This window comes from Acinetobacter sp. CIP 102129, from assembly GCF_000368305.1.
GTDB classification, from domain to species: Bacteria; Pseudomonadota; Gammaproteobacteria; order Pseudomonadales; family Moraxellaceae; genus Acinetobacter; species Acinetobacter parvus.
In genome coordinates, this window is record NZ_KB849341.1 from 641,737 (window position 1) to 660,981 (window position 19,245).

The 19,245-nt window shown below is 41.3% G+C and carries 24 protein-coding genes, 1 tRNA gene and 2 pseudogenes; 12 read left to right on the forward strand and 15 right to left on the reverse strand.

The genetic code is table 11. The features are described 5' to 3' along the window. Positions 1-2 precede the first annotated feature (2 nt). From F973_RS11100 to panD, 5 genes are all read left to right on the forward strand, one after another. Positions 3-77: transfer RNA gene (locus tag F973_RS11100), tRNA-Gln, on the forward strand. Positions 78-358: 281 nt separating this feature from the next. Next, a complete protein-coding gene (locus F973_RS11105; protein WP_004676510.1) occupies positions 359-1,312 on the forward strand; it encodes a ribose-phosphate pyrophosphokinase in 954 nt (317 codons plus the stop codon). Positions 1,313-1,408: 96 nt separating this feature from the next. Beyond that, positions 1,409-1,705 (forward strand): 50S ribosomal protein L25, encoded by a 297-nt coding sequence (rplY, locus tag F973_RS11110; RefSeq protein WP_004676507.1) that lies wholly within the window; start codon positions 1,409-1,411, stop codon positions 1,703-1,705. 19 nt (positions 1,706-1,724) lie between these two features. Continuing rightward, positions 1,725-2,306, forward strand: a complete 582-nt coding sequence (gene pth / locus F973_RS11115; RefSeq protein ID WP_004676505.1) for an aminoacyl-tRNA hydrolase — start codon at positions 1,725-1,727, stop codon at positions 2,304-2,306. Between the two features lie 145 nt (positions 2,307-2,451). Beyond that, the gene (gene panD / locus F973_RS11120) at positions 2,452-2,832 is read left to right on the forward strand and encodes an aspartate 1-decarboxylase (protein WP_004655255.1); all 381 of its coding nucleotides are present in this window, start codon (positions 2,452-2,454) and stop codon (positions 2,830-2,832) included. Positions 2,833-3,014: 182 nt separating this feature from the next. On the opposite strand, the pseudogene F973_RS15300 reads toward panD, so the two are convergent. Further along, positions 3,015-3,164, reverse strand: a pseudogene (locus tag F973_RS15300) (hypothetical protein); the annotation flags it as partial. 93 nt (positions 3,165-3,257) lie between these two features. Here F973_RS15300 and F973_RS11125 point away from each other — a divergent pair. Further along, positions 3,258-4,025 (forward strand): hydroxymethylpyrimidine/phosphomethylpyrimidine kinase, encoded by a 768-nt coding sequence (locus F973_RS11125; protein ID WP_004761829.1) that lies wholly within the window; start codon positions 3,258-3,260, stop codon positions 4,023-4,025. A gap of 57 nt (positions 4,026-4,082) precedes the next feature. Here the strand turns inward: F973_RS11125 and F973_RS11130 are convergent, their stop codons facing one another. Both F973_RS11130 and F973_RS11135 read right to left on the reverse strand, forming a co-directional pair. After that, on the reverse strand, positions 4,083-4,775 hold the full coding sequence (locus tag F973_RS11130) for an SDR family oxidoreductase (RefSeq protein WP_004676499.1): 693 nt from the start codon (positions 4,773-4,775) through the stop codon (positions 4,083-4,085). A gap of 10 nt (positions 4,776-4,785) precedes the next feature. Beyond that, the gene (locus F973_RS11135) at positions 4,786-5,382 is read right to left on the reverse strand and encodes a glutathione S-transferase family protein (protein WP_004676497.1); all 597 of its coding nucleotides are present in this window, start codon (positions 5,380-5,382) and stop codon (positions 4,786-4,788) included. A 76-nt stretch (positions 5,383-5,458) separates the two neighbouring features. Here F973_RS11135 and F973_RS11140 point away from each other — a divergent pair, with 76 nt between their 5' ends. Then, positions 5,459-6,001 carry a TetR/AcrR family transcriptional regulator gene (locus F973_RS11140; RefSeq protein WP_004676494.1) on the forward strand — a complete coding sequence of 181 codons (543 nt, stop codon included), beginning with the start codon at positions 5,459-5,461 and terminating at the stop codon, positions 5,999-6,001. A gap of 198 nt (positions 6,002-6,199) precedes the next feature. Here the strand turns inward: F973_RS11140 and F973_RS15490 are convergent, their stop codons facing one another. The 8 genes from F973_RS15490 to F973_RS11180 form a co-directional block, all read right to left on the reverse strand. Continuing rightward, positions 6,200-6,544, reverse strand: a complete 345-nt coding sequence (locus F973_RS15490) for a hypothetical protein (protein ID WP_004676492.1) — start codon at positions 6,542-6,544, stop codon at positions 6,200-6,202. A 95-nt stretch (positions 6,545-6,639) separates the two neighbouring features. After that, a complete protein-coding gene (gene lysM / locus F973_RS11150; RefSeq protein ID WP_004761830.1) occupies positions 6,640-7,113 on the reverse strand; it encodes a peptidoglycan-binding protein LysM in 474 nt (157 codons plus the stop codon). 180 nt (positions 7,114-7,293) lie between these two features. After that, on the reverse strand, positions 7,294-7,536 hold the full coding sequence (gene acpP, locus F973_RS11155) for an acyl carrier protein (protein WP_004761831.1): 243 nt from the start codon (positions 7,534-7,536) through the stop codon (positions 7,294-7,296). A gap of 185 nt (positions 7,537-7,721) precedes the next feature. Continuing rightward, on the reverse strand, positions 7,722-7,958 hold the full coding sequence (gene acpP, locus F973_RS11160) for an acyl carrier protein (protein ID WP_004655272.1): 237 nt from the start codon (positions 7,956-7,958) through the stop codon (positions 7,722-7,724). Between the two features lie 86 nt (positions 7,959-8,044). After that, complete coding sequence (gene fabG, locus F973_RS11165; RefSeq protein WP_004757345.1) at positions 8,045-8,779, reverse strand: 3-oxoacyl-ACP reductase FabG; 735 nt, start codon at positions 8,777-8,779, stop codon at positions 8,045-8,047. Next, entirely contained in the window at positions 8,776-9,768 is a 993-nt protein-coding gene (gene fabD / locus F973_RS11170; protein WP_004757343.1) for an ACP S-malonyltransferase, read from the reverse strand. The genes fabG and fabD overlap by 4 nt, the downstream gene beginning before the upstream one ends. A gap of 196 nt (positions 9,769-9,964) precedes the next feature. After that, positions 9,965-10,150, reverse strand: a complete 186-nt coding sequence (gene rpmF / locus F973_RS11175; protein ID WP_004638135.1) for a 50S ribosomal protein L32 — start codon at positions 10,148-10,150, stop codon at positions 9,965-9,967. Positions 10,151-10,228: 78 nt separating this feature from the next. Next, positions 10,229-10,789, reverse strand: a complete 561-nt coding sequence (locus F973_RS11180; RefSeq protein ID WP_004761834.1) for a YceD family protein — start codon at positions 10,787-10,789, stop codon at positions 10,229-10,231. A 95-nt stretch (positions 10,790-10,884) separates the two neighbouring features. Here F973_RS11180 and F973_RS11185 point away from each other — a divergent pair, with 95 nt between their 5' ends. Together F973_RS11185 and F973_RS11190 are read left to right on the forward strand one after the other, a co-directional pair. Beyond that, a complete protein-coding gene (locus tag F973_RS11185; protein WP_004757339.1) occupies positions 10,885-11,547 on the forward strand; it encodes an elongation factor P hydroxylase in 663 nt (220 codons plus the stop codon). A 91-nt stretch (positions 11,548-11,638) separates the two neighbouring features. After that, positions 11,639-12,256, forward strand: a complete 618-nt coding sequence (locus F973_RS11190; RefSeq protein WP_004761835.1) for an L-threonylcarbamoyladenylate synthase — start codon at positions 11,639-11,641, stop codon at positions 12,254-12,256. 10 nt (positions 12,257-12,266) lie between these two features. Here F973_RS11190 and F973_RS15120 read toward each other — a convergent pair. Further along, a pseudogene (locus F973_RS15120) lies at positions 12,267-12,728 on the reverse strand (hypothetical protein). A 243-nt stretch (positions 12,729-12,971) separates the two neighbouring features. Here F973_RS15120 and F973_RS11200 point away from each other — a divergent pair. The 3 genes from F973_RS11200 to rluB are packed head-to-tail and all read left to right on the forward strand — an operon-like array spanning position 12,972 to position 15,341. Beyond that, the gene (locus tag F973_RS11200; RefSeq protein WP_004761838.1) at positions 12,972-13,766 is read left to right on the forward strand and encodes a segregation and condensation protein A; all 795 of its coding nucleotides are present in this window, start codon (positions 12,972-12,974) and stop codon (positions 13,764-13,766) included. Next, positions 13,763-14,362, forward strand: a complete 600-nt coding sequence (gene scpB / locus F973_RS11205; RefSeq protein WP_004682874.1) for an SMC-Scp complex subunit ScpB — start codon at positions 13,763-13,765, stop codon at positions 14,360-14,362. Before F973_RS11200 ends, scpB begins: the two co-directional genes overlap by 4 nt. Positions 14,363-14,402: 40 nt before the next feature. Further along, on the forward strand, positions 14,403-15,341 hold the full coding sequence (rluB, locus tag F973_RS11210; RefSeq protein ID WP_004761840.1) for a 23S rRNA pseudouridine(2605) synthase RluB: 939 nt from the start codon (positions 14,403-14,405) through the stop codon (positions 15,339-15,341). Positions 15,342-15,397: 56 nt separating this feature from the next. On the opposite strand, the gene F973_RS11215 is transcribed toward rluB, so the two are convergent. The 3 genes from F973_RS11215 to F973_RS11225 are packed head-to-tail and all read right to left on the reverse strand — an operon-like array spanning position 15,398 to position 19,234. Further along, on the reverse strand, positions 15,398-17,131 hold the full coding sequence (locus F973_RS11215; protein ID WP_004761841.1) for an ABC transporter ATP-binding protein: 1,734 nt from the start codon (positions 17,129-17,131) through the stop codon (positions 15,398-15,400). Between the two features lie 12 nt (positions 17,132-17,143). After that, complete coding sequence (locus F973_RS11220; RefSeq protein WP_004761844.1) at positions 17,144-18,286, reverse strand: ABC transporter permease; 1,143 nt, start codon at positions 18,284-18,286, stop codon at positions 17,144-17,146. Positions 18,287-18,295: 9 nt separating this feature from the next. Continuing rightward, positions 18,296-19,234, reverse strand: coding sequence for an ABC transporter permease (locus tag F973_RS11225; protein ID WP_004761845.1), 939 nt, complete (start codon positions 19,232-19,234; stop codon positions 18,296-18,298). Positions 19,235-19,245 lie beyond the last annotated feature (11 nt).

Sequence of the window (19,245 nt, forward strand, 5' to 3'; positions counted from 1 at the left end):
TTAGGGGCGTCGCCAAGTGGTAAGGCAGCGGGTTTTGATCCCGCCATCCGTTGGTTCGAATCCAGCCGCCCCTGCCATATAATAGATTATTCTTTAAACTACCCGTTGGGGAAATTTTTAGTTTCCTCTTTGCGCTTGGGTGAGGTGTTGTTTCGCTTAACCTTTATGAGGAAGAGTTATAGATTTTCCATACTTGAATCAAGCGTTGTTTCACTTGATTTCATTTTGAAGAATTATAAATTTTTCCTTTATATTTTGGCAAAGCGTTGCTTCACGTAATCCTCTTTAGAAAAATCATAGATTTTTCACTTGCGCTCGGGTGAAGCGTTGCTTCACGTAATCCTCGCTCAGGTGCTTCATGCCCAATCTCGTCGTTTTTAGTGGAAGTGCTCATCCACAGTTCGCACAAAAAGTCGTAAGCCATTTGCATATCCCTCTGGGTGCCGCTGCTGTAAGCAAGTTCTCTGATGGTGAAATTTCAGTTGAAATCACTGAAAATGTACGTGGTAAAGACGTATTCATCGTTCAGTCCACGTGTGCCCCAACCAATGATAACCTGATGGAAATCCTGGTAATGGCAGATGCTTTGCGTCGCGCAAGTGCTGGTCGCATCACCGCTGTCATCCCTTACTTCGGTTATGCACGCCAAGACCGTCGTCCACGTTCTGCTCGTGTGCCAATTACCGCCAAGGTTGTTGCAGACATGCTGACCACTGTGGGAATTGACCGTGTGGTTATGATTGACCTGCATGCAGACCAGATTCAGGGTTTCTTCGATATTCCAGTGGACAACATCTACGGTACACCAGCGTTATTGGCTGACCTGCGTCAGCAACAACATGACAACCTCATGGTGGTTTCACCTGACGTGGGTGGCGTTGTTCGTGCCCGTGCTGTTGCAAAGCAATTGGGTGACATCGACCTGGCTATCATTGACAAACGCCGTCAAAAAGCCAATGAATCTCAAGTGATGCATTTGATCGGTGACGTCAAAGACCGTGACTGTGTCATTGTCGATGATATGGTGGATACCGCTGGTACGCTTTGCAAGGCGGCTGATGCACTGAAACAGTTTGGTGCCCGCCGTGTGATTGCTTATGCAACCCATCCTGTTCTATCTGGCAAGGCACTTGATAACCTGCGCAACTCTGTGATTGATGAACTTGTGGTAACTGACACCATTCCTCTTTCAGATGAAGCATTAACCTTAGGTAAAGTTCGCCAGGTTTCCGTTGCCAGCATGGTTGCTGAAACAATTCGTCGTATTAATAACGAAGAATCTATTAGCGCAATGTTCGATAGTTATCTATAATACCCCAGCTTTTTTCAAGCCCTGCCTTATGGCGGGGTTTTCTATCACTAAACTGGTCGCAAGTTTAGTTTCTTAAATCTCAATGAGGATATGCCCATGGCAAACTTCGTATTAAATGCTCAAGCACGTGAAGCTGCTCAACAAGGGAAAGGTGCGAGCCGCCGCCTTCGTCACGCAGCGCAAATTCCAGCGATTATCTACGGTGGTAGTGCTGAGCCTGTAACTGTTACTTTAGAGCTTCGTGAAATCGTTAAAGCTTTAGAAAGCAATGCTTTCTTTGAAGAAGTAATCGAAATCAAAATCGGTGACAAAGTTGAAAATGTTAAAATCCAGGCATTGCAACGTCACCCAGCTAAAAACACTCCAATGCACGCTGACTTCAAACGCGCATAAGTGTTAAAGGCTTAAATTAGTGTCAAGTATTTCGCTAATTGTTGGTTTGGGCAATCCTGGAAAGGAATATGCCCAAACCCGCCATAATGCAGGTTTCTGGTTTGTTGAACAGCTTGCAGACCGTTATGGCATCAATTTAAAAGCTGATCCCAAGTTTCATGGATATAGTGGTCGTGGCCAAGTTGAGGGCCATGATGTACGTTTGCTCCTCCCTACCACCTTTATGAACCGTTCTGGTCAAAGTGTTGCCCCTTTCGCCAAATTCTATCAAGTTGCACCTGAGTCAATCTTAATTGCCCATGATGAACTGGATATGGACCCTGGCGTGATTCGCTTGAAAACAGGTGGCGGACACGGCGGACATAATGGTCTCCGTGATATCGTTCCCCATATGGGTCCCAATTTCCATCGTTTACGCATTGGAATTGGACATCCTGGTTCAAAAGAACGTGTTTCTGGTCATGTGCTTGGCAAAGCTCCCAGCAGTGAACAAGATTTAATGGATGCCGCAATAGCCCATGCCTTATCACAAGTCAAAATGCTTGTGAGTGGACAGGTTCCACAGGCCATGAATCAAATTAATGCATACAAACCCGCTTAAACTTAAACTGAAATTGTTGATCAATCACGCTTGCCATATTGCAGTTTTAGGCGCAAAATGCGCATCAAACCGCCTATAGCCTGCGGAAACGTGACAAGTCAACCATAAGATATCCGTCTTAGGTCTTACTCAGGAGACGCTAGCCATGCTATCTCGTTTATTAAAATGTAAAATTCACCGCGCGGTTGTGACACATGCGGAACTTCATTATGAAGGTTCCTGTGCAATTGATGGTGTGTTAATGGACTTAGCAGGGATTCGTGAATACGAAGAAATCCACGTATGGAACGTAACCAACGGCAAACGCTTCACAACCTACGCAATTCGTGGTGAAGATGATTCAGGCATTATTTCAGTAAATGGTGGTGCAGCCCATCAGGCTGATGTTGGTGACTTAGTGATTATTGCAACTTTTGGTGATTTCACCGAAGTCGAGGCAAACCTGCACAAACCTCGTTTGGTCTATGCAAACCCAGACAATACAGTGAACCACACAGCAAACTGTATTCCTGTACAAATTGCATAAGCAGAAAACATCACGATTCCTAAAAGCCAGTTTAAAAATAAACTGGCTTTTTTCATGCTATGAGAACATAACAAAATATCTAAAATTAATGCATTATTTTTACGCAACCCAACTTGTAAAGTATGTTGCAGTATTACTTTATTAAATATAGCTGAATACTTAATTTATCATCACACCTAAAACAGAGGTGGTCCAAAGGTCCAGTCCAGATCAACCTCATCTGCTAAGAGTTGACCCAGTTTTTTTAAAGCATAACGAATTGAACGATGAATCTCCGCTTTCGGGTCAGTTAATGTTCCATCCAAATCTATCAGAATATTTTTGATCGTCATTCGTGCAATCTCTTAAAGCCTTACAACACAGTATCGAGAGTTGCTCAAAACTCCCCTATACTAGCCTAAATGACAACATAAAAGGAAATTGCAGTGCGTCCAACCGTACTTTGTTTTTCAGGTTTAGACCCATCGGGTGGTGCAGGTTTACAGGCAGATATTGAAGCGATTGGGCAGAGTGGTGCGCATGCAGCGATTGCCTGTACTGCCCTTACCATTCAAAACTCGCAACAAGTGTTTGGCTTTGAAGCCACCTCAAAAGAATTATTGCTTGCACAAGCCAATGCTGTGGTGGGTGATTTACCAATTAAATGTGTTAAATCTGGGATGCTCGGTACAACTGACAATATTGCTGCTCTGGCTGAGTTTCTACATGAACATCCTGATTATTTATATGTGCTTGATCCTGTACTTGTCGCCAATAGTGGCGGTTCTTTGGGTGATCAGGCAACATTGGTCAAAGCCTTTGTTGAGTTAATCCCTTTGGCAACAGTGATCACACCAAATACCGTTGAGTTAAGGGCTTTAACGGGCATGGATGATATTGAACAAGCCACTCAAAAATTATTTAAGATGGGCGCAAAAGCTGTACTAGTGAAAGGTGGACATGAAGATACGCCTGATCATATTCGTAATGTACTTTATGCTGACTGCAAAATGATTGCTGAAAGTATTTGTCCTCGTTTAGAGGGACAATATCATGGTTCAGGTTGTTCATTGGCGAGCTTTATTGCAGGTCGTTTGGCTTTGGGAGATTCCCTTAAAATTGCTGTCCAATATGCTGAAACGTGGTTATTTGGTGTATTAAAACAAGCTGAGACCCCTGTACTCAATGGGCAAAAGATTCCAAAGCGGTTTTAAAACTTAAATAATAATGAATAGAAATACATATATTTCTATTCATTTATTCAACATGATCTAACGACAATTCACACCATTATTCAAATCAAATACCTCACCACTTAAACAATTTGGAGCTGCTTGCGCCAGCCAAAAAACTGTTTCTGCAATTTCTTGTGTTTGGCAAAATTGCTGATTTAAAGTCGCTTCTTTTAACCGCTTTTGTCTTTCAATAGGAATCTTTTGCATCATCCGTGTTTCAACAGGGCCAGGTGCGAGACTAAAGGTTTGAATATTATGCTGGGCATGACTACGAGCCAAACTACGCATCCCATTAATTAGCCCCGCTTTTGAAATGCCATACCAGATATCAGGATGCCCAATTTGCCCAGCAATGGATGCCATACTAATAATGCGTCCAAATTTCTGATTTTTAAAAATATTCTCCGCCACATCGATACTCAACTGCATCGTATGAATCAGATTTATATTCATAATTTTTTGCATTTCTTCCCACGTATATGAAGCGGCTGTAAATGTATTCATATAGCCTGCATTATTAATCAGCACATCAAACTGCCCAATCTGCTGAATCACCTTTTCAATTTGATCATATTGCAACATATCCGCTTGCCAATGATGCAAATGAAGATGTGAATATTGTGGAGTATGTCGAGAAATATTATGTACCTCATAATTCTCATCCAAGAATTTTTGAGCAATCGCTTGCCCTATTCCTTGACTTGCTCCAGTAATCAATACTTTTTTCATGCCTAACCTATTATTCATCTAATTCAATAAAACGAGGCAATTGTTGAAAACTTGTTAACCAAGCCTGAACATATGGATATGGGGCTAATTCTATTTTTCCTTGATGCGCTAAAGCGATGTAAGGATAACAAGCAATATCTGCAATCGTGGCTGATTCACCAACCAACCAATTTCTTGTTTTCAAATGTTGATTTACAATTGCTAATGATGCATGTGACATTACAGTCGCATTTTCGATATCAATATTTGGTTTTTTAATCAGATGAAATGCTCGTGCTGCCGATAAAGTAGAAGCAATTCTTTGATTGGCAAAAAATAACCACTCTAAAACATGTGTCATTGCAATTGTTTCTTGAGGAAACCAAAGCTGATGAGCATCATATGTTCTAGCGAGATAGCACAAGATTGCTTGAGAATCATGGATATGCCTCCCCTGATCTTCTAGCACAGGAATCTGCCCTAAAGGATTCAGTTTTAGAAAATGTTCTGTCTTTTGCTCTTGGTCAGCTAAATTTATAGAGACTTTTTCGTAGTCTAAATTCAGAAATGAAAGTAATAATCTGATTTTGTAACAATTTCCTGAGATTACAGTATTATAAAGTTTCATTGTCATCTTCTTTTGTGGTTATATAATTTTAATGTACCGAACGATCGGTACAAAATCAAGTGGTATGAGTAATTTTATGGATAAACCGACTTTAATTCGATCTTTATTAAGTATTTTCAGAGAATATGGCTATGAAGGTGCTTCTTTATCCAAAATTTCTGAACGAACAGGTCTAGGTAAAGCCAGTTTGTATCATCACTTTCCAAATGGAAAACAACAAATGGCACAAGATGTTTTGAGCTATTTAGAACAATGGCGCGAAGATCATATTTTTATTCACCTACAAAGCAACGCATCACCTATTGAACGTTTAGAAGCTCTGACCTATTCATTAAAGCAAGTTTATGAAAATGGCCATGTAGCGTGTATTTTGGCAGTTTTAACCTTAAGTGAAGCGCACCAAATCTTTTTGCCTCAAATTCAACCCGTATTTACAAGACTGATTGAAAGTATCTCTGTCGTTTTACAAGATGCGGGAATATCAGAAGAACAAGCTTTCGAGCGAGCACAAGATACTGTGATACGTATTCAAGGATCTTTAATCCTATCTAGAGCATTACAAAGTCCAAAACCTTTTTTACAATTAATGGATAAGCTGCCTAAACAATTATTATCTTAAGATTATTTACCACCATTACTTGCATTTAAGCTTAATGTTGTTTTGACATTTTTTAATTGATTATGTGGTTGTAAATTAACAACTTCAATCACATAAAGATCTTGAGATAAAGGAATCCAGCCAATACTTCTGTAACTTTTATTTTTACCATCATGTCCTGTTGAGCATAAAGACTGAAATTGCTGATTAAAAACAATTTTATGATTTTCTTACAATAACCTGCAAGGTTATTGGTTGACCTAATTCTTTTCTCTTCTCTACAGGGATGTTGTTATATTTTATAGTCCCATCACAATATTGGTTAAAAGTATTTCCAACAACAAGATCATCAACTCGCTTTTGTGCTGATTCAAATTCAACAGTTAGGCTTAAGTGGTAAGACTTTGGTACATTTACCTTAAATTCAGTAGTTGCTAATGCTCCTGTATGAGTTAAATCAATCGGCAGATTTGAAAATAATGGAGGAAATACACAAAGATCTGTCATCCACATTGCCACACTTAAAACGGGCTTTTGACATAAAGCATAAGTAAATGAATTCATTTTTTTAATGTTTTAGTAATTTCAATTTTATAGATTTTATCTTTTATTTTTAAATAAAAAAGGCGCAATACGCGCCTCTTCTGTCACATTACAATTTATTCAGGGATACGTAAAACTTGTCCAGGAAAAATATCATCCGCATTTTTGAGTAATGGTCTATTCGCTTCAAAAATTTTATTGTATTGGTTTGGATCGCCATAATATTCTTTTGAAATCTTGGATAAATTGTCCCCAGACTTCACGGTATAGAATTTACTTTCAGGTTCAGGTACTTCAACAGTCATCTGGTCATCGACCTGTGCCACATGGTCAACATTTCCAACCGCAAGGACAATCTTTTCCTTATCAGCCTGACTCTTCACCCGCCCCTTAATTGTTGCCAGATCAGTCGTACCATTATAGCTAACAGACAAGCCTTCAACACCTAAGCCTAAACTTTTAATCAAGCCTAATAGTTTGTTGGCAATTTCCTGCGCTGAGGGTTCAGCGGGTGTTGCTGGCGCAGGTTGGGGTTCTGCTGGAGCCGTATTTTTCTTACCAATACCTTTAACAAAATCAAAAAGACCCATCGTTATTTCCTCTATCATTATTTATGCATGGTCAAAATAGACCTATTTCTAGTTATACCGAAAATTTTTCGCTTTCAGGTTTCAATTTAAAGTGGTCTTGTAAATCTATGTATATTTTTAAGTTGATCGCAAAAAAGCCACCTTATGGTGACTTTCGATCAACTTAAAGCATGATGCAATTTAGACATTTTCTCCCACAATATTCGCCATATAGTCAATTGCGGCCTGAACTGTGGTAATTTTTTCGGCCTCTTCATAAGGAATTTGAATACCAAATTCTCCTTCAAGTGCCATAATGAACTCAACCACACCCAATGAATCGGCTCCTAAATCATCTGTAAAAGTTGCATGAGGCTTAACCTCCTGCTCATCTACATTAAATTGCTCAATGATGATTTCTTTAATACGTTTTGCTATATCCATAAAATTTCCCTTTATTTTTTATGATTTAATTCGTTATTTTAAATCGCATAAATTTTATACACTTAAATCGTTTTTTTCATATTCAAACTTTATTTTTCTTGTAAAAATATGTGTATATTCTATCCAGCGAAAAGTTAGGCTCATAAAAAAGCCACCTTGCGGTGGCTTTCGATCATGCAGAATGATTAACCAAGTTTCTTGGTTACATAATCAATTGCAGATTGAACTGTTGTAATTTCATTAGAATCTTCATCTGGAATGGTGATGTCAAAATCATTTTCGAAAGACATTACAAGTTCAACCAAATCTAAAGAGTCAGCACCTAAGTCATCCATGAAAGATGCTTCGTTTTTAATCTCTTCGGCACGCATACCTAATTGTTCAGCTACAGCTTGTTTGATGCGTTGTTCGATATCGCTCACAGGAATTCTCCTCATTGCTTGTGGCGTTTTAATTTGCCACTAGTTTAATTGAATATAAAAATTTTTAAAAGTTTATACATCGCCAGTTAGGCCATGTATAAACCACCATTTACGTGTAAAACTGTACCAGTAATGTAACTAGCCTTGTCGCTGGCAAGGAAACTCACGGCATTCGCAATATCTTGTGGTTCACCCAGACGATTTAAAGCTACTTGATCACTCATCTTTTTACGAACATCTTCGCTTAACTGATCAGTCATTTCTGTTGCAATAAAACCAGGTGCCACACTGTTGACCGTAATCTGGCGACTGCCCATCTCCTTGGCTAGGCTACGGCTGAATGCCTCAATGCCTGCTTTTGCTGCCGAGTAGTTGGCTTGTCCAGAGTTGGCAAAGTGTGCAACCACTGAACTAATATTAATAATGCGACCAAAACGTGCCTTGGTCATACCTTTCAATACGCGCTTAGACAAGCGATATACAGCTTTTAGGTGAATGTTGAGAATGTCATCCCAATCATCTTCAGACATACGAAGTAGCAAATTATCTTTGGTAATGCCTGCATTGTTGACCAATACCAACACTGAACCATATTTTTGCTCGATGTCTGAAACCAGCGCATCAATGGCCTCACCGTTACGGACATCAAGCACAGCACCTGTTCCGTTTTCAGCAAAGCTTTCTGTCAGTTTTTGTGCGCCTGATTCAGAGGTCGCAGTTCCAACCACAAAAAAACCGTCTTGAATGAGTTGCTGTGCAATTGCTGCGCCAATTCCTCGGCTTGCTCCTGTCACCAACGCAATCTTTCGTTGTTGTGTCATGCAATTTTTCCTTCTGCCACCAAGATCGCGCTTAGGGCATCTTCCATACGTGCTTTGCTATCAATTGCAAATGCTTTTTCTATGTTCGGTAATCGCTTAGCAAGATTGCTGAGCACCGTACCTGGCCCACATTCAACCACATACTGGATACCTTGATCCTGTAGATATTGCATGCTACGTGTCCATTGCACTGACTGGTACAACTGGGCAGTGAGCGCCTGACGTAACTGGGCAACATCCGTTGCGATTTCCGCGTTGACATTTTGTATTACAGGAATGCGGGGTAGCTCAATGGCAGTTTGTTCCAAAGCTTCAGCAAACTTTTCTGCTGCTGGTTTCATCAAGGTACAATGTGATGGTACAGAAACAGGCAATGCAATCGCTTTACCTGATTGCTCTTTTGCTTCAGCCATGACTTGCTGAACCAAAGCTGTACTGCCTGCAATCACCACCTGACCTTGCGCATTATAATTCGCCGCTTCAACTGAACCTTGGCCTACCGCAGATGCATTCGCTTTTTGGCAAAGCTCGATCACTTTGTCATCGGTTAAACCAAGAATTGCCGCCATTGCCCCCTCACCTTGAGGAACTGCACTCTGCATCAATTTACCGCGTAAATTGACCAGTTTCACCGCATCGGCAAGGGTCATGGCTTCTGCTGCAACAAGCGCACTATATTCTCCCAAAGAATGTCCAGCAAGGAATTTTGGTGCAACACCACCCAGTTCCAGCCAGACACGCCATAAGGCAATGCTGGCAGTGAGCAATACAGGCTGGGTATTTTCCGTTTGATCCAGCCCCTCACCACTTTGGGCAATCTGCCAAAGGTCAAAGTCAACTGCTTCTGAAGCTTCTGTGAATGTATCTTTAACGACACTAAACTGCTCTGCGAGTTCAGCCAGCATCCCTACTTTTTGTGAACCCTGACCAGGAAAAACAAATGCTGTTTTTGTTGCTTGAGCAGCCTGCTCAAGTCGCTTAGTCGACATATAAAAATCCTTAAAATGGTCTATCGCCAGTTTTATCAACACTCATGATTCTACATGAGAATGACAACAGACTCTTTCCCGATGCGGCAATTTACCATTGATTAAATCGTTTTTTAATTGCGAAAAACAACAAAAAAGGGAGCTTTCGCTCCCATTTTTCTATACTTTAAGCTAACGCTTAATGCATATAACTCAATTATTCAGCATCAGCTGCTTTAGCGAATAATTGACGACCACGGTAAATACCGTCTTTAGTCACGTGGTGACGACGATGAGTTTCACCAGTAGTTTGGTCTACAGATAATGCATTCTCGGTTAAAGCGTCATGTGAACGGCGCATGTCACGGCGAGAGCGACTTTTACGGTTTTGCTGAACGGCCATGATGGCTCCTTACAAAGATCGAAAAATGGATCAGAACAAATTCAGTTGTCTTAACTCAACATGATAACACAAATTGTGTTATGAGTTAAGTTTGCCTTTCAAACTTGCCAAAACATCAAACGGGTTATCCCGCTTTTCTTCGACAACGTCCTGAACGGCAGGTTGATGTTTATGCTCACAAACACCATGTTTGGGAGACAAAGGCATCAACAATAACAATTCATCTTCTAGCAATGCGAATAAATCAATCGAAGCAGGTGTATCAATACTCCCTTTTTTCGACGATTCACTTTCACCTAAAACGATGAAATCAGCATCCTCATCCAATCGCTCTATCAGTGACTCATCATCAATTAAAGCTAAATGAAATTCTGACACTAATTCAATTTCAACAGATCCCAAACAACGTTGGCATTCCCTTGGAACTTTAGTATCAATATATCCATCTAACCATACAATACGATGATAGGCATCCATTGATAGCTTACAGTCTATGTTGATCAATTGATCATCAATTGAACCAACAGCTTCTCGAGCAATACGAGCAAAGCGAGACAATGGCAGTGTTCCTGACCATGTATAGCCCTGTTCAGCCCATTTAAATGGCTCGATTTGGCTTGGAAAAGTATTTGCTGACATAATTAAGGCGGCAATTCTACAAATTCATCGGTACTCTGTCAAAGATTAAGATACAATTTTGCACTTCTTTAGACAGAACTCGTGGTAACACAGCAATGTATCTGTTGCAGCCGCAACTTGAAGTAACAACTTCATCACTTGTTAGCCCCCATTCAATCACTGCTCCTATGTTAACACCAGATCAAGTGCAACGCTCATCTTGGCAAACGTTAACAACAGAACCAGAACAGGTTGATTGGCTTATTTTACACTTTAATCACTGGTTTTCCCACCATAATGTCATGCTTGTTAAAGGTGATTTTGAACCAGAATATTTCCCAGCGATAAATCAACAGCCTGCAAAAATCCAATTTGCACATGGTTTCTTTAACAGCGCCTTACATGAAATTAGTCATTGGAGTATTTCAGGTGAAAAACGTCGCCTTTTACCTGATTTAGGTTATTGGTATGCACCCGATGGTCGTACTGCAGAACAGCAAGCTTTATTTGAACAAGTTGAAATTAAGCCTCAAGCCATTGAATGGTTATTTGCAACAGCCTTTGGTCGAAAGTTTCGTGTCTCTTTAGATAACTTAACGGGTGATAGCGGCAATGGGACACAATTTAAAGATCATGTTTTTGCTCAAGTACAACGTTATTTTTCGGGTGAAGCCACTTTACCACGAGATGCTGCACTTTTTATTCACTATATCTGTGTTTGTACCCGTCATGGCTTACCATTACAACTAAATGAATTTAAACGTGAATTACTTGATTGAATGACAAAATTAACACATCTAAGACTTGCATCTTTAGTAGAACAAGTTTCATACTTAATCTAGCCATAAAGATCAGGGAGTTACAATAATAATGTTACATTTACATATTCATCCTGAAAATCCACAGGCTCGCTTAATCACACAAGCCGTTGAACGTATTCGCGCGGGTGATGTGGTGGTTTATCCAACTGATGCAGCTTATGCGATTGGCTGTCAGATTGGGAATAAAAGTGCGATGGAGCGGATTGCCCAGATTCGCGGTCTAGGTCCAAAACATCAATATGCGATTATGTGTTGTGATCTATCTGATATTGCGACCTATGCCAAAGTGGACAATGCCATGTATCGGCTGTTAAAAAATAATACCCCTGCTGTCACCACCTTTATCTTGCCTGCAACTAGCGAAGTGCCAAAGCGTTTAATGCACCCGAAGAAAAAAACCATTGGTTTACGCATTCCAAGTAATCCTGTTGCACAAGCTTTATTAAAAGAACTGGGTGAACCGTTACTCACCAGTACATTGATCTTGCCTGATCAAAAAGATCCGCTTGATGATCCTTATGATATTGAAAACCAACTAGGTAAACGTATTGATGTGTTTATTGACAGCGGCTTTGGTACCTTGTCCACCACCAGTATCGTGGATTTATCTGGAGAAAATCCTGAAATTATCCGTCGTGGTGTTGGTGATGTCAGTGCTTTTGAATAAGCACTACCCCTTATTCAATCAAAAAATCAGACAACTTCTGTTTCTGAAAACCGTGTTTATCAAAATTATCAGGACTCAGCCATTGCTGATAAGCATTTTTTAATTCTGGCCACTCATCATCAATCATCGAGAACCATGCCGTATTTCGATTGTGCCCTTTTACTATACGATCCTGACGAAACAATCCCTCGTATTGAAACACCACCAAATTTTGTAATGAATCTTTTAGGCTTTGCTGGCTCTGCGGTGCGGAATATGGCAGATAGGTCCAGCATCGTTCATCAGGTTCTGTCGATACCGCTTCCCATAACTACCCTGCCGCCTGATCTGTTATGCCATCAGCTCCATCGACCAGCTTGACATATCGTCCCAATATATCGCCCTGAACAGTAAAAGCAGTCACATTTTCATCAAGCGAAGAACCAGTCATTTGCCCAAACTGATTCTGTTGTGTTTTTAAATAATTTCTCATTGGCTGTTATCGTTTAATTAAAGCCTTTTTGGAAACCCATTTAAACATAGCTTTAGCTCTGTTCAATGTGAAATTGCATCACAATAAAAAATACCCTGAGAACTTTAAGGTTTTTGTAAGTGAGTAATTTATTAAATTTGCTATTTCGATTAGAATAGCCAAGCTCTTGTTAGCATTGTGTCGCCCTTGCACACAAAATTATATCTTTCATGCTTTTGAAAATTCGCGTGGCTTATAACGGTAATGAATCAAACTCTCCCCTCAGTTCTGGAGTCTACTCCATCCATTCGCGTGCTTGACGAGTGGCAGGAGACTATACCCGAAGATTTGTACATACCGCCTGCTGCGTTTGAAATCCTACTCGAACAATTCGAAGGTCCACTGGATTTTCTGATTTACCTGATTCAAAAAAATGGCTTTGATTTATTGCAGCTCGACATCTCCCCAATCGCGACCCAATATCTTTCCTATATGGACAATATGAAGTCGCTGAATATTGAGTTGACTGCGGATTATATGGTGATGGCAGCACTACTTGCCGACTTAAAATCACGTTTATTACTTCCTAAAGCAAAAGTTGCGGATCAGTTTGAGAAAGACCCAAAACAGGAACTAATTGACCGTCTGGAAACCTATTTACGCATTAAACAGGCGGCTGAACGTCTGGGGCAAATGCCAATTTTTGAGCGGGATACCTTTAGTACCAATGTCAGTATTGGTCATATTGCCCCAATTTATGAGGGTTATGATGTCGATGCCCTGCGTGACGCATTATTCTGTATCTTTAACCGTCCTGAACCCATCACCCATGTGGTTGCACAAGAACCTGTATTGCTTGAAGAGCGTATGGCCTATATTGAAAGCCAGCTTGCATCTGGTGAAAACTTAAGTTTTATTGAACTGCTCAATCCCAAGCAGGGTCGTATGGGGATGGTGGTGACTTTTATGGCAATGCTGGAACTCACGCGCCAGCAAAAAATTCAAATCATCCATACAGGTATTGAAGCGCCTCTGACTGTTCAGGGGATTGCCGCATGAGTTTAGACCAGTTCAATGCCAATGAGGGAATGTCACTTGAAGACATTCATCACGACGTTTTATTGCAGATTGAAGCAATTATATTTGCCAGTGACTCAGCCGTTTCACTTGCACGGTTAAAAGAAGCCTTTCAGAACCAATACTCCAAGCAGCAATTACGCACGTTTTTACAACAGCTTGCGATGTTACAGCATGGCCGTTCCATTGAACTGATTGAAACGGCACAGGGCTTTCGTTTTCAGGTGCGGGCAAAGTACCGTAATATTATTGCCCAGGTGTGGCCAGAACGTCCAACCAAGCTATCGCCATCGCTGCTTGAAACAGTCGCCGTGATTGCCTATCATCAGCCTGTCACGCGTGCGGATATTGAACAGATTCGTGGTGTATCGAATAATAGCCAGATTTTAAGAAATTTATTTGACTGGAACTGGATTAAAGAAGCTGGTTTCAGGGATTTGCCTGGAAGACCTGCGTTGTTGATTACAACGCCCCAATTTTTAAATGCTTTTGGTTTAGTGTCATTAAATCAATTGCCTCCCCTACAGAACGCCAAGGAAGCATTCATGGCTCTCGATGCACATGCACCGAAGTCTTGAGAGGTGAACTGTTGATCATTATGTCTAAGGTTGTGCTGTCATGAGTGAAAAATTACAAAAGGTGTTGGCGAGAGTCGGGTTAGGCTCACGTCGTTATATGGAAGAGGTGATTGCTGCTGGCCGTGTCAGCATCAATGGTCGTATTGCCCAGGTGGGTGAGCGTATCGAACCAACCGATGAACTGCGTATTGACGGCCGTAAGGTGCAGTTCCAGATTGAAGATGAAATTCGTCGTCGTGTGCTGATTTACTACAAGCCTGAAGGTGAGATTTGCTCGCGCAATGACCCTGAAAAGCGTCCTACCGTATTTGATCATTTGCCTCAAATTGCAAATGACCGTTGGGTAATGGTAGGGCGTCTGGATATTAACAGTACTGGTTTATTATTATTCACGAATGATGGTGAACTTGCTAACCGTTTAATGCACCCATCCAACGAAGTTGAACGTGAATATGCGGTACGTGTGATGGGTGAAGTCACGCCACAAATTCGCAATAACATGCTTAAAGGTGTTGAGCTTGAAGATGGTCCAGCCAAATTCGAATCATTCTCTGAAATTGGCGGTGAAGGTATCAACCGTTGGTATCAAGTTGTGGTTAAAGAAGGTCGTAATCGCGAAGTACGTCGTATCTTTGAATCACAAAGCTTAAAAGTGAGTCGCTTGTTACGTACCCGTTATGGCACTGTCATTTTGCCACGTGAATTACGTACAGGCCGCTGGATGGAATTAGATAAAACTGATATCGACAATTTAGCGAAATCAGTGGAATTAAAACCACGTCAGGGTACTGGTCTGTTTGGTATGGCAAAACGCCGTACTGAAAAAATGGCGGAGAAGCCATTGGCTGCACGCCGTGGTGGCTATCTACGTCAACAGCGTCGTGATGATGAGCAAGAACCACAGCAGCGTCCACGTAGCAGTGAAAATAATAACGGTCGTAAAACCATTGGTTTTAATAAAGGCTTTAAGAAGTTTTAATCCTTTGCCTTGAAATAAAAAAATGCTCTGATTAGAGCGTTTTTTATTCTTGAATTTTAATGATGATGGCTTACCCCCTGCGGAATGGCATTCAGCAGTTTCTTGGTATATTCATGTTGTGGATGTAAATACAGTTCGTCCGAGTTAGCAATTTCAACTAATTCACCATGATTCATGACCATGACTTGATCTGAAATATATTTCACTACGGATAAATCATGCGAAATAAAGATATAACTCAGACCAAATTCATCCTGTAAATCTTGCAGTAAATTCAGCACCTGCGCTTGTACCGACACATCCAGCGCGGAGACTGATTCATCGCAAATCAGAATTTCTGGCTTTAAGGTGAGGCAACGGGCAATCGCGATTCGCTGGCGTTGTCCACCAGAAAATTCATGTGGATAACGGTCATAAGCTTGTATTGGCAAGCTCACCCTTTCCAATAGCTCGAGTGCAATTTTCTTGCGTTCAGCATCATTCTGTCCAATGCCATGAATACGCATCGGCTCCAATAAAATCTGCCCGACGGTAAAGCGTGGATTGAGTGAAGCGTATGGATTCTGGAAAATAATTTGAATTTTACGCTGATACTGTGAAAATTCTTTCTCAGTCATGGCAAGAATATCTTTACCACCAATCAAAGCCTGCCCACCTGTCGCCTCATGCAAACGCATTAATAATAGACCAATGGTGGTTTTCCCAGAACCCGACTCTCCAACCAGCCCTAAAGTTTTACCTTTCGCCAACTGGAATGAAACACCCTTAACCGCCTGAAACTCATCTTTGCCCCATAATCCTTTACGGCTATAAAATGATTTTTTCAGGTCTTTGACATCCAGAATAATCGGTTCTTCACCTGTCAGTCCTCGCGACCGCTGTTTCAGATTCAATTCGGACAAATTGGTTGCTTCGACCAATTGTCCATTTTCGTCCTGTTTCATAAAATCGCTGGTCACGGGTAAACGATATGGTCGGGTTGAAAGTTGAGGTCTACAGTGCAATAAGGCACGGGTATACACATCTTTCGGCTGTTCCAGTACTTGTTCAACGGCGCCACATTCGCGGATTTCACCATGACGCATGACGATCACTTCATCAGCAATTTCACCAACCAGTGCTAAATCATGGGTGATGAATAGCATCGACATTTGATGGCGTTGTCTCAAAGATTCTAATAGATCAATGATCTGCTTTTGAATAGTGACATCTAATGCCGTGGTTGGTTCATCTGCAATCAATAGCTTTGGTTCACAAGCAATTGCCATGGCAATCATAACCCTTTGCTGCTGACCACCAGAAAGCTGACTTGGATACGCATCTATTTTTGTTTCAGGTGCAGGGATACCGACTTCTCGAAGTAACTCAAGCACTCGTACTCTAGCCTGCTTGCGTCCCATACCTAAATGAATCCTGAGCACTTCGGCAATCTGGTCACCGACTGTAAATACAGGATTCAATGAAGACATTGGTTCCTGAAAAATCATGGCAATGTCTTTGCCGCAAGTTTGGCGGATTTCCTTTGCAGATAAATTGAGTAAATCCTTTCCCTCAAAGCTGATCTTGCTTTGATTAGCAATTTGGCTTTGTCCTTTCGGTAGCAGGCCCATAATCGCCAGTGAAGTCACGGATTTACCACTGCCCGACTCACCCACCAAAGCCACCGTTTTATTTTTGGGAATGGTAAATGAAATGCCCTTGACCGTTTCAATCCACTGCTTATTTTCACCCTTAAAACTGATATGCAGATTTTCGACTTCCAATAATGGCGTTTCATGATTATTTTGCATCTTATTGCTCCGCTATTTTAGTTTGGGATCAAGTGCATCACGCAATGCATCGGTAAACATTGAAAATGCCGTGACCAAAACCGCCATCGCAATGGAAGCCGCAGCCAGTTGCCACCATTTCCCCAAAATCAATTCACTTTGCGCTTCATTGAGCATACTGCCCCATGACACCACACCGACAGGCACCCCAAAACCCAGAAAGCTAAGGATCACTTCTGATTTAATGAATGACACCACCAGAATCGAAATCTGTACCAAGGCAATATGACTGACATTTGGGAAAATATGCACAAACATACGACGACTATGGCTCACACCAATGGCTTTTGCGGCAAGGACATATTCACGGGATGTGTGCTTCATATATTCAGCCCGAACCAAACGAAATACTCCAGTCCAACCCGTTAAGCCTAAGATTAAAACAATCGACAAAATTCCTTTTTGTTGGAGTACTGCAGCGATTGCGAGTACTAATAACAGATAAGGAATCGAAGTGAAAATGTTATAGAACCAGTTCAAGACATCGTCAATCCAACCGCCAAAATAACCTGCAATCGCGCCAAGAAAAGTACCAATCACCACTGCCAATAAAGCTGATAACAAACCGACCAGAATTGAGGTTTCAGCGCCCTTAATGGTTTTTAACAACACATCTTGTCCCCACTTATCCGCCCCAAAAGGCAAAGTGGTTTTAAGCTCTTGCTTTTGATCGAGTAAATGTCCACCGAGCTGTTGATCAATCTGCTGCATATCTTCAGCTAAAGGATCAACCACACCATAATTATCAATTGCAGCCCCACCTTGCTGTTTGGCCTGAATTTCAGCATTGAGTTGTTGAATCACGTCTTTGAGTGGATCAACAGGATTTTCAGGCAAAGTTACTGTGCTTTCTGTAATTGCCTTAATTTGATCTGATGCAGTATCAGCACCTAAAAATGTCGGTGGTGCATAACTGACTGCCACTTCTTTATTCCAATTAGAAGCAATCACGCCTGTCATGGATAAAGCCAGCAAAATGAAATAAAACAGTACGATCACAAACGAAACAACTGCAATCCGATCCGTTTTTAGTCGGTTGAATGCCAGATGCCATAAGCCATTCGATTTTGTAGATGGATCAACAGCAGCTTTATTTTTAAAAATTGTACTGAGCATGATTCCCTCCTATTTCAACTGCACACGAGGGTCGATGGCTTTGTAGATCAGATCAGCAATCAAATTAAAAATCATGGTGACGGCTGCCACATAAACAGTAATCGCCTTAATCACAGGAAAATCACTACGTTCCACCGCAATAATAATTTCACGACCAATCCCTGGAATCCCAAAGAAACGCTCAATCAAAAATGCACCAATTAATAAAGCTGGCAAGCTTGCCATCACTTCGGTGACAATCGGAATCGAGGCATTACGCAACACATGAACACCCAAAACCCGTGTTTCAGGCACACCTTTAGCACGGGCCGTCCGCACATAGTCCTGATGAATTTCATCCAGCACAAAACTACGATACAGACGTAAGGTTGGTGCAATGCTCACCACCAGCATAATCAGGATGGGTAATAAGGAATAATAGAATAGATTTTCGCTAAAGCTGTCGCTCCAGCCCTGCACAGGAAACCAGCCCAACTGATAGGCCAAGACATATTGGAAGATGATGATATAGACCAGAATACTGATCGACATGCCGACAGTGCATAGCATCATCACCATACGGTCTGTCAGTGAACCACGTACCGATGCCACCGCCAAGGCCAGCACAATCGAGATCACAGTTTGTAAAATCACCAATGGAACTAGCAAGGTCAGCGATGGCCCCAAACGGGTCAGGATAATCTGCGATACTGATTCGCCTGTACTCCAGCTTGCGCCATAATCAAAAGTCAGAATCTGCTTGATAAAAATCCACAACTGCATATAGTACGGCTGATCTACCCCCAACTGTTTACGGATATTTTCAATCTGTTCTGGATTGGACATTTTGCCTGCCAGAATATAGGCAGGGTCGCCACCAACCCAGTTAAACAGGAAAAAAATCAGCAAAATGACCCCTAACATGGTCGGAATCATTTGCCAGAGTCTACGCACGACATAAGCAAACATCTTGGTACATC